Raw genomic sequence first — 10,792 nt, forward strand, 5'->3', positions numbered from 1 at the left:
CATTTCGTTTGTTGTCTAATGGTTCCATTTACTCGATTTGGAGCAATACAATGACAAAAGTTATCAATCCATTTATGCACTTTTCAGCAATTAAAGATTATCGTCAAGCCGCAAAAGTTAATCATAAATTGCCCGATATTATTCTACTGACAATTTGTGGTGTTTTGTCTGGTCAAGATACCTGGGAAGGCATTAGTGATTTCGGTAAAATGCGATTGAGTTTTTTAAAACACTATGGTGATTTTGAAATAGGTATTCCTTCAGCCGATACGATAGCGAGAGTGATGGGTATGATTAGCCCGAAGGCAATGCAGAGAGCTTTTGTAGAATGGATGAAAGAGTGTCATAAGCTCACAGATGGGGAAGTTATTGCGATAGATGGGAAAACAGTTCGTGGTTCTTATGATAAATCTCGTGGTCAATCTGCAATCCATATGGTGAATGCATTTGCTACAGCAAATGGTATTTGTTTAGCACAATCAAAGGTCAATGAGAAGACAAACGAAATTACAGAAATCCCAAAGCTATTGGAAATGCTAGATATTACGGGTTGTTTGGTTACGATTGATGCGATGGGTTGCCAACGAAAGATAGCGAAAAAAATCATAGAGAAAAGTGCGGATTACTTGCTTGCGGTAAAGGATAACCAAGGACTTCTAGAAAAAGCCTTTGATGAATATTATAGACCAACGATGATGGATTCCTTTGATGGTGATAGTTACTCAAGCCAAATAAAATCGCATGGAAGATTGGAAACAAGGTGTGCACTAATTAATACAGAATTATCTGTTTTGGGTGATTTGACCTATGACTGGCCAGAGCTTAAAGCGATGGGAATAATGGTTAGGGAAAAATCATCAACATGCCCATGTTTAAAGGCTTCGTGGCTTGTTAGGCACTCTATTTTTCAATATGGTTAGTTAGTACCATCACATATTTGACAATTAACCGATGATCAATTTGTAGATCATTTTCAGTGTTTTCTAATACCTCCATAGAAAAATTGGAGGTCCAACCATGAGTAACCAGCACCCATTTATGCATTTTGATGTCATTCCAGATTACCGCCAACAAGGCAAAATCGAGCACAAGTTAACTGATATCATTTTGTTAACAATTTGCGCCGTACTTTCTGGTCAAGATGACTGGAAAGCTATCAGTTTGTACGGTCAAGCTCGGCTTGATTTTTTAAAGCGATTTGGCGACTTTAGTCATGGAGTTCCTTCAACATCGACTATAGCCAGAACGATGGGAATGATAAGTGCGACGCGATTACAGAAATGCTTTATTGAGTGGATGAAAGATTGCTGCGAATTGAGCAAGGGTGAGGTGGTTGCCATCGATGGTAAAACGGTGAGAGGCTCTTACGATGACTCTCGCGGACTCGGCGCAATCCACATGGTTAATGCATTTGCCACTGAAAATGGCGTGAGCCTCGGACAACAAAAAGTGTACCAGAAGTCGAATGAGATTACCGCCATTCCAAAACTACTTGAACTGCTTGATATATCAGGCTGTTTAGTCACGATTGATGCGATGGGTTGTCAAAAGAAAATCGCGCAAAAGATACTCGATAAAGACGCAGATTACCTTTTAGCTGTAAAAGGTAATCAAGGCCGTTTAAAGCAAGCGTTCGATAACTATTTCGACATGAGCATGCTCCAAAAGCATGATGGAGACTCCTACAGTACACAAGAGAAATCACGTGGCAGACAAGAAACCAGACTTGCATTGACCAATAAAGATTTAAGTGTTTTAGGTGATGTTGAGCTTGAGTGGCCAGGTCTGAAAAGCATGGGTATTGTGGTTTCAATAAGGCAAGAAGATTCGGTAGCGAAAGAGTCAGAAGTTGCAGTGAAATACTACATCAGCTCGAAGGATTTAAATGCTAAAGAATTGTTAAATGCCACGCGTTCACATTGGTTAGTTGAGTCGATGCATTGGAGTTTGGATACCACACTTGGTGAAGATGCGAGTCGCAAACGCGCGGAAGAAAGTGCAGAAAATTTCGCAAGGATCAGACAAGCGTGTTTAAATATGCTCAAGAGTGAAACGACACTAAAAGCGAGTGTGAAGCACAAAAGAGCGATGTGTGCGATGGATTCAGAGTACCTTATGAAGGTTCTAGCAAGCCTCTATTGACGGGGATGTTCATGATTTTTCCGTGGAATAATGGTATGTATCCGTCAAGAATCTGAGTCTGCTCGGGCGCAAGAGCTTTCTGTACGGTATTATATTAGTTCTAAAGAATTAACGGCAGAAGAGCTGCATGATGCAACACGGGCGCACTGGGGTGTTGAGGCCATGCATTGGCAGTTAGATATGGCATTTAAAGAAGATGCTTGTCGAATTAGAGTTGATGATCGAGCAGAGTCTTTTTCAAGGATCAGGCAGGCTTGTTTGAACCTTTTGAAAGGAGAGAAAAGTTTTAAAGGTGGTATCACGCGAAAACGAATGATGTGTGCGATGGATGAAAACTACTTAAGTAAGGTTCTCGGAAGCGTTGCATAGCGGCGATGTTCATGCGATTTCCGTGTTCACATTGGTTGGTTGAGTCGATGCACTGGTTGTTAGATACCGCTTTCGGTGAAGATGCCAGCCGAAAACGAGTAGATGAAGGTGCAGAAAACTTCGCAAGGATCAGGCAGATGTGCTTAAACATGCTGAAGAGTGAAACGACACTCAAAGCGAGCATTAAACATAAAAGAGCGATGTGTGCGATGAATTGTGAGTACCTTTTAAAGGTTCTAGCAAGCCTTTATTGACGGGGAAGTTCATGAATTTTCCGTGGTACTATCGGTCGTCGCTATACCCAGTGTTTAGACACATCAACAAAGCTCTGATTAGGTGGGCGAGACGCAAATACAAAAAACTTCGTCGCCATAAGACTCGAGCAACGCTGTTCTTGGAAAGGATAGCTAAGCAGAATCCGTGGTTGTTTGCCCATTGGAGGCATGGAATGAGAGGATCGTTTGCCTAATGGAAGCGGTATGAACTGAGAGGTTCACGTACCGTTTTGCGAGAGGCTGCAGGGGTAGTTCCTGCGGTCTACTCACCATCAGATGCACTGGCGATTAGACGTAGGTTTTAAAGAAGATGAATGTCTGATTCGTCGAGAGCAAGCTAGTGGGAATTTAGCAGTTATAAGACATATAGCTTTAAATCTGCTGACGGAAGAAACCAGCTTCAAAGCAGGGATCAAAAGAAAGCAGAAAAAAGCAAACCGTAGCAATAGCTACCTTTCGCAAGTCCTTGCAGTATAAGGGGCTTCGTAATCTTGCCCTGCTGACAAGCCTTTATTGACGGGGATGTTCATGATTTTTCCGTGTTACGTGCCCTGACTACAGTCATTAAATTAAGTAGATTCGAGTGAATATTGTTAAAAAAATTATTAGCCTCAATAACAGCTCCGGTGCAATGAAGTACTTAAAAAACACTTCATGGCTTCTTGGTGAAAAAGTATTAAGAATGACTCTCGGTCTTTTTGTCAGTGTCTGGGTGGCAAGGTATTTAGGTCCTGAGCAATTTGGTTTGTTTAGTTATGCGCAGAGTTTTGTTGCCCTTTTTGCTGCCATCGCAACGTTAGGGCTGGATGGGATTGTTGTTAAAGCATTAGTTAATGATCAAGAGCAAAAGCAGCGCATCTTAGGTACTGCATTTACGCTTAAGCTAACCGGAGCAATAGTAGTACTTGTATTACTTGCGGCTTCTGTATTTTTACAATCAGATGATAACCAAACTGGCTTGCTAGTCTTTATCATCGCATCCGCTACAGTATTTCAAAGCTTCAATGTGATAGACTTTTACTTTCAAAGTACAGTAAAAAGTAAGTATGTCGTTTATAGCAACGTGTTTTCACTTCTACTTTCCTCTGCTGTTAAAATTGTTCTCATTCTAAATGAAGCATCTCTAGTTGCTTTCGCCTACATAATACTTTTTGATAGCCTAGTTTTGGCGAGTAGTTTTATCTATTTCTATTCTCAAAATAAATTTTCGATTTGGCATTGGAAGTTTGATAAAGTTGTAGCTAAATCATTATTAAAAGAGAGTTGGCCACTAATTTTAAGTGGGTTGGTTGTTTCCATGTATATGAAAATAGACCAGGTTATGATAAAAAGCATACTAGGTAGTGCAGACGTTGGCCAATATGCAGCTGCTGTTCGCTTAAGTGAGGTTTGGTATTTTATTCCGATGGTTATCTCTTCATCACTCTTCCCTGCGATTCTTAATGCAAAAAAAATATCAAAAGAGTTATATTACTTACGTATACAACGGCTCTATGACTTTATGGCGTGGACGGCGATAGTAATTACCATCCCAATGACATTCTTGAGTGACTGGGTAGTTCATTTACTTTATGGTGCTCAATTTAGCCAAACTGCCGGAGTGCTGATGATTCATGTTTGGTCAGCTGTATTTGTTTTTTTAGGTGTTGCAAGTAGCAAATGGTTTATTTCTGAAGGGTTACAAAGGTATTCATTCTACAGGTCTCTTGTTGGTGCAATATTAAATGTAGTTATAAATCTAGTATTAATTCCACAACATGGGATATATGGAGCTGCTATAGCGACTTTAATTTCACAATTTGTTGCTTCATATTTATTTAACTTATTTAATAAAAAATCTCGTATAGTGTTTATTTTGCACAGTAAAGCTTTACTTTTACCCTTTAGAAAAATAGGATTTTGACTTAAATGCAACTATTCACCCGAGATCTATTGACGTCGGTTTAGGTAGGGAAAAATTATGAAAATGCTTGTTTAAAGGGTTCATAGCTTATTAAGTTCTCAATTTTTGAATTTAACTAGGGCATGTTGATCTTTCGTGAGTGTTTTTTGAACAGTATGGTAAAGAGTTATAATTTGCTTCGCCAAAAGTAAAACCATAACCATAACCAATACCATGACAAGAACAATGCTAACTGATATTCGCTGGGAACTGCTACTCCAAATTATGAAAAGTACAGGTCGTATTTACGATAAAACTGAACATCGAATGACATTTGAAGGAATACTTTATCGAATGAGAACAGGTATTCCTTGGCGAGATCTACCCTCAGGGAAAAATCATCAACATGCCCATGTTTAAAGGGTTCGTGACTAATTGAGTTCTCAATTTTTGAACTTCATTAGTTAGCGTTGTCACACAACAGTTAATTGTTCGATGATCGATTTGTAGATCATTTTCAGTGTTTTCTAATACCTCCATAGACAAATTGGAGGTCCAACAATGAGTAACCAGCACCCATTTATGCATTTCGATGTCATTCCTGATTACCGACAACAAGGCCAGGGCAAGATCATGAAAACCCCTTATGGAATAAGGGATGACGTGAAGTCATATTTTCACTAATTAGATACTGAAGTCACAATAATCTCAATACATCCAAGATCGATTTGATGATCAGATTTAGGTGTGATCATATACTGTTTTTTAACAGCAGATATTTAGCCTAATTGTAACAGGGTTTAATAATCATGGAATGCCTTTCATACGTTATGACACCGGAGATATGGGAGAGCTACTATTTAAAAATGGTGGACAGGTAAAATTCAAAAAAATAGTGGGGCGAAATCAAGATTTTATTTTATCCAGTGATAACCAAAAGGTATACTTAACAGCATTAATATTTGGTCAACACCTAAAAGCATTTAAGAATATAGTGCAATGGCAGATTGTACAGAATCATATAGGTATAGTTGAATTAAATATAGTTAAGGGGCAGTCATTTGGTTGTGAAGATGAAAGTGAGATAATTAATAATTTTAAAAGTTCCGCAAAAATCACTGTTATTTTTAAATACGTAGAAGAAATACCTCTTACAAAAAGAGGTAAACATTTGTTCCTTATTCAAAATATTAAATAGAGAGGTTTGTTTGAGTATATTAGCCCCAATAGTTTTATTTGTTTACAATAGACCAGAACATACTGCGAAGACAATCCAAGCTCTACAAAAAAATGTCCTTGCCTCTGAGAGTGAGTTAATTATCTATGCTGATGCCGCTAAAAATGATGCTGCCCAAGAGAAAGTTGATAAGGTAGGCGAATTACTTACTAATATTTCTGGATTTAAAAAAGTAACTATAATAAAGCAAGATAAAAACATTGGTTTAGCAAATTCAATAATTAGTGGTGTTACCGAGAACGTTAATAAATACGGGTCAGTGATAGTTCTAGAAGATGACCTAGTTACAAGTCCTTATTTTTTAACCTATATGAATGATGCATTAAATTTATACGCAGATAAAAAAAATGTCTGGCATATTAGTGGTTGGAATTACCCGATAGACGATGATGGACTTGGTGATACATTTTTATGGAGAACTATGAATTGTTGGGGTTGGGCTACTTGGAGTGATCGATGGCAGCATTTTGAAAAAAACACCGACAATCTTATTGCATCATTTTCTAAAGACAATAAATATCAATTTAATTTGGATGGTGCAGAAGATTTTTGGGGACAAGTGTTAGCTAACAAGAAAGGAAAAATTAATACTTGGGCTATTTATTGGTATGCGACTATTTTTAAAAATAAAGGGTTATGCTTAAATCCAGTAGTGACTTATGTTAATAATATTGGTTTCGATGGTAGTGGAGTGCATTGTGGTGTGAGTGATACTTATCATTCACCATTAAATGTAGGCAAAAAAATTAAATTTGAATCTGAATTGAATGAGAATGAATATGCTTTATCCAGAATACAGCGTTTTTATAAGAAGTCAAAAAAAACTTTTATACAAAAACTTATTCATAAAACTTGTCGCATAATTACCGAAAGAAATATATTCAAATGAAAATACTGATTGTAAATACATCTGATATTGATGGTGGGGCAGCTCGTGCTGCCTACCGCCTTCATCAGTCATTATTATCTAAAAAAATAGATAGCCAAATGTTAGTTCAAAATAAGCTAAGTGATGACGCTTCAGTTATTGGACCGAGAAATCGATTAGAAAAAGTAAAAGGAATTTTAAAATCCTTTTTTGATTCGATTCCAGTTAAGTTTTACAAGAGAAAAATACCAACTTTATTCAGTGTTTCTTGGGTGTCATCTAAAAGTATAGTAAATCAGATTAACATAATACAGCCCGATATCGTTCATCTTCATTGGGTAAATAGCGGGATGTTGAGAATAGAAGATTTCGCTAAAATTAACGCACCTATTGTTTGGAGTTTGCATGATGATTGGGCGTTTACCGGAGGTTGCCATATAAAATGGGATTGTGGCAAATATATTAATGGCTGTTCGAACTGTCCTATTTTATTGAGTAATTGTGTTAATGACCTTAGCGCAAGCGTTTTTAAAAGGAAAGATAAGACATTTAATAAAATTAAAAATATGAATATTGTAGGGCTTAGTAATTGGTTGACGGAGTGTTCCAAAAATAGTGCTCTCTTGTCAAAAAAATTACATGTTAACTTGCCTAACCCCATAAATACAAAAACCTACAAACCTATAAATAGAGGTTATGCTAGAGAGCAGTGGGGGTTTCCCAAAGAAAAGAAGTTGATTCTATTTGGTGCTATGAATCCAACTAGTGATATTAATAAAGGCTTTTATGAACTTGAATTAGCGCTAACTTTTCTTAACAAGATAAATACTGAAATAGTAATTTTCGGTGCGAGTAAACCTACAAATAATCCTGATTTTGGTTGCAAAACACATTATTTGGGAGCGTTGTCTGACGATATTGCACTATCTTCATTATATAATGCTGTAGATGTAATGGTGGTACCATCGCGTCAGGAGAACTTATCTAACGCAATAATGGAAAGTTTATCTTGCGGTACGCCAGTAGTTGCTTTTGATGTCGGTGGGAATTCTGATTTAATTTTACATAAAGAAAATGGATATTTGGCCAAGCCTCTTGATGGTAATGATATGGCTAATGGGATTGAATGGGTCTTAAATAACGTGCAGTATAATGAATTACGATTAAATGCTAGGAAGAAGGTACTTTCTGACTTTGATAGTGAACTAGTTTCTGCTAAATACATCGACCTATACAATAGTATTATAAGAAGAAATTAGAATTATGATACTTGACGGAGTCCTTAATCAATTTAAATTTATATTGGTGTCAGTTCTAATTATCATTTACCCCTTTACTGCCGGAAGTGATATACCATTTATTGTTACATTTTATATACTGGTTTCTTTATTAGTAATATGTCTACACCTCGATGCAAAAATATCTTATAATTCGGTGTCAATAATTTATCTTAATGTGATCTTAACGGTTGTTTTATTTATAATATATCGTAATTCATCTATATTAAGTTATTCTTTGGCTGCTTCTTTGATGTTACTAACCAAGTCGCTAGATATACAGCATGACAGTAAGCTTAAGTACGTTTTCCTTGTTTCTTTGGTTTTAGCAAGTTTTACTTGGCAATCCACTTCGAATGAAGGGCGATATGCTATTCTAAATGGTGACCCAAACTATACTTCTGTAATCATGTTTACTCTAATTATTTCAATGGGTAGCTTCTTCCAAAAAAAACGGTTTAGAATTCTTGTTTACATACTTTTGTTTTTCTTATTTTATTTAACGCTTTCTAGAATGTTAATGTTAATGGTGTTGATTTACTTTGTTGTCAGGTGTTTTAAAAGTAATTTTATAGTTAATTCTTTGGGTGTTCTTATTTTTTTATCTACAATGTTAACACAGCTTTTTGTTTTCTTGTTTCTATACTCTTCTCTTGGTCAGGGAGGTGATGGTTTTATTATTTCTAACTTGAATGATGGAAGTAATATGGAGAGAGTTAAAGCATTTAAAATCGCTTATGAATACTTTGTTTACGATTTAAATACTATTTTATTTGGAAATAGTGATTATTTATTAGGTATAAAAAAGGGATACTTTCTACAGGTCCATAATGGTTTTTTTGGTATGCTTGTATATTTTGGAGTGATATTTACGACTTTATTTTATGTTGTTCTTTTTTGGTTTTTTATAAAAGCTGATGATGATTTAAAACCAGTAATATATTCTCTTACTCTAGCCTCTGGAATATTAGGTCCTTGGGTGTTTGGAACATCTATGGTGTTAATTTTACTTTCATATAAACAGTCTGATACTAGACGATTGGAACTTAAATGATGAGCAAAGCTAAATTATCAATTGTGACTATTTGTTATAATGCTGAGAAAGACCTTCCAAATACGATAAAATCAGTAATTGATCAAGGTTATAAAAATGTCGAATACATTATAATCGATGGCGGTTCTTCTGATAATTCACTTGATATTATAAAATACTACGAAGAGTTAGCTTTAAGTCGAGGTATTGTTTACAAGTGGCTTAGTGAAAGAGATCAGGGTATTTATGATGCTTTAAATAAAGGCATTTCTCTTGCTACTGGAGAGTGGATCAACTTCATGAATGCCGGTGATCGTTTTGTGGATAGTAATGTTTTACTAGATATTGCGCCCTTTCTATTAGAGAGTGATGATATTGTTTATGGTAATACGATTGATAAGTTAAATGATCAAAATAATCGATATTCTAGAGCAAAAACAGTTGATGAATTATACAAAGGTTCAATTTTTTGTCATCAGTCTTGCTTTGTAAGGTTAGCTTTGCATAAGGAATATCCTTTTAATCTAAATTATAATATCTGTGCGGATTTTGATTTTTTCTTTCGTATGTATATTTTGGGTAAAAGATTTAAGCATGTTGATAAATATATAGCTATATATGATCTTAATGGTATATCTTCGAATAATTTGGCGTATTTAAAAGAAATGAAAAGTATTGTTCGCTATTTTAAGGGGAAAAAGGCACATGCCTGGTATTTTTATTATTTGAATGCTATTTTTACCCTAAAATACCATTTAAAAAAGCTTCTCCCTTCCTCTTTAGTTGTTTATATTAAAGCGAGTAGATCAAAAAAGTGAATAAAATAGCTTACTTAATTCAATGTCACAAAGGTTATAAGCAGATATTGAAGCTTGTTGACAAATTGAAGTGTGAAGATCTAGTTGATATATATATTCATGTTGATTGTAAATCACTAAAATTAAAAGAATTACTGTCAAGTTTTTATGTTGAAGATGAAAGAGTAACTATTATCCCTTTTAGTGTTAGTGTTTTCTGGTCAGATATTTCACAGGTCCATGCTACATTAGAATCTCTAGAGTTTATTATTAATATATCTGATTGCTATACACATATTTCTTTCATTAGTGGTGAAGATTGGCCATTAAAATCGTCCTATTCAATTGTTGAGTTTTTAAATGAAAATAGAAATGCTAATTTTCTTTCTTATGAGGCAATTGGTAACTATAGATGGAGGTTGATTCAATATAATTTTTTGACCGGAAAAATCAATACTAGGCGATGGTATTTTAAGTTTTTACGAGCCTTTTTGAAAACCATGCAAGGTCTACTTTGTATAAAAAGAACCACCTTAAAAAATAAAGTTTTATATAAAGGTTCTTGTTGGTTTACTCTTACACCAGATGCTATTAGTTTTATATTAAAATCTAAAGATAAACGACTTGAGCCCTATATATATTCTTCCTGCGGAGATGAGCATTTTTTTCAAATAGAACTTTTGAATTCAAGATTTAAGAGCGAAATAGTAAATAATAACCTTAGATATATCGAGTTTAAACCAGGTGCATCTTCACCTGTCGTTTTTTCATTAGCCGAATTACCATTCACAAAGTTGGATAATAATATGCTGTGGATTAGAAAAGTAAAATTTTAATCAGCCAGGGAATCAGGGATAATTTACGGACATGCCCATGTTTAAAGGGTTTGTGACGAATTGAGTTCTCAATTTT

At 35.2% G+C, this 10,792-nt stretch carries 8 protein-coding genes and 5 pseudogenes; all 13 read left to right on the forward strand.

Going from position 1 to position 10,792, the window contains the following annotated elements; translation table 11 throughout:
• Positions 1 to 50 precede the first annotated feature (50 nt).
• Positions 51 to 863 (forward strand): annotated as a pseudogene (locus FH976_RS14525) (ISAs1 family transposase); the annotation flags it as partial.
• A gap of 154 nt (positions 864 to 1,017) precedes the next feature.
• A complete protein-coding gene (locus FH976_RS14530; RefSeq protein WP_194091523.1) occupies positions 1,018 to 2,142 on the forward strand; it encodes an ISAs1 family transposase in 1,125 nt (374 codons plus the stop codon).
• 24 nt (positions 2,143 to 2,166) lie between these two features.
• Positions 2,167 to 2,511: pseudogene (locus FH976_RS14535) on the forward strand (ISAs1 family transposase); the annotation flags it as partial.
• Positions 2,512 to 2,537: 26 nt separating this feature from the next.
• Positions 2,538 to 2,765, forward strand: a pseudogene (locus FH976_RS14540) (transposase); the annotation flags it as partial.
• A 294-nt stretch (positions 2,766 to 3,059) separates the two neighbouring features.
• A pseudogene (locus FH976_RS15990) lies at positions 3,060 to 3,263 on the forward strand (transposase); the annotation flags it as partial.
• Positions 3,264 to 3,369: 106 nt separating this feature from the next.
• On the forward strand, positions 3,370 to 4,689 hold the full coding sequence (locus tag FH976_RS14545; RefSeq protein WP_324187442.1) for a flippase: 1,320 nt from the start codon (positions 3,370 to 3,372) through the stop codon (positions 4,687 to 4,689).
• Between the two features lie 213 nt (positions 4,690 to 4,902).
• A pseudogene (locus FH976_RS14550) lies at positions 4,903 to 5,058 on the forward strand (transposase); the annotation flags it as partial.
• A gap of 424 nt (positions 5,059 to 5,482) precedes the next feature.
• Positions 5,483 to 5,866 carry a phenylacetate--CoA ligase family protein gene (locus FH976_RS14555; protein ID WP_194091525.1) on the forward strand — a complete coding sequence of 128 codons (384 nt, stop codon included), beginning with the start codon at positions 5,483 to 5,485 and terminating at the stop codon, positions 5,864 to 5,866.
• Positions 5,867 to 5,876: 10 nt separating this feature from the next.
• A complete protein-coding gene (locus FH976_RS14560) occupies positions 5,877 to 6,794 on the forward strand; it encodes a glycosyltransferase family protein (protein WP_194091526.1) in 918 nt (305 codons plus the stop codon).
• Complete coding sequence (locus FH976_RS14565; RefSeq protein ID WP_194091527.1) at positions 6,791 to 8,032, forward strand: glycosyltransferase family 4 protein; 1,242 nt, start codon at positions 6,791 to 6,793, stop codon at positions 8,030 to 8,032. The genes FH976_RS14560 and FH976_RS14565 overlap by 4 nt, the downstream gene beginning before the upstream one ends.
• Positions 8,033 to 8,288: 256 nt before the next feature.
• Positions 8,289 to 9,104 (forward strand): hypothetical protein, encoded by an 816-nt coding sequence (locus FH976_RS14570; protein ID WP_194091528.1) that lies wholly within the window; start codon positions 8,289 to 8,291, stop codon positions 9,102 to 9,104.
• Positions 9,101 to 9,901: a glycosyltransferase family 2 protein gene (locus FH976_RS14575; RefSeq protein ID WP_194091529.1), complete on the forward strand. Its 801-nt coding sequence runs from the start codon at positions 9,101 to 9,103 to the stop codon at positions 9,899 to 9,901. Before FH976_RS14570 ends, FH976_RS14575 begins: the two co-directional genes overlap by 4 nt.
• Positions 9,898 to 10,716 (forward strand): beta-1,6-N-acetylglucosaminyltransferase, encoded by an 819-nt coding sequence (locus tag FH976_RS14580; RefSeq protein WP_194091530.1) that lies wholly within the window; start codon positions 9,898 to 9,900, stop codon positions 10,714 to 10,716. The genes FH976_RS14575 and FH976_RS14580 overlap by 4 nt, the downstream gene beginning before the upstream one ends.
• The last annotated feature ends 76 nt before the right edge of the window (positions 10,717 to 10,792 follow it).

The sequence above is a fragment of the Vibrio hibernica genome (genome assembly GCF_015223435.1).
GTDB lineage: Bacteria > Pseudomonadota > Gammaproteobacteria > Enterobacterales > Vibrionaceae > Vibrio > Vibrio hibernica.

Coding starts and splice junctions, on each gene's coding strand:
- FH976_RS14565 (WP_194091527.1), top strand. CDS start 6,791: ATGAAAATACTGATTGTAAATACATCTGATATTGATGGTGGGGCAGCT.
- FH976_RS14575 (WP_194091529.1), top strand. CDS start 9,101: ATGATGAGCAAAGCTAAATTATCAATTGTGACTATTTGTTATAATGCT.
- FH976_RS14530 (WP_194091523.1), top strand. CDS start 1,018: ATGAGTAACCAGCACCCATTTATGCATTTTGATGTCATTCCAGATTAC.
- FH976_RS14555 (WP_194091525.1), top strand. CDS start 5,483: ATGCCTTTCATACGTTATGACACCGGAGATATGGGAGAGCTACTATTT.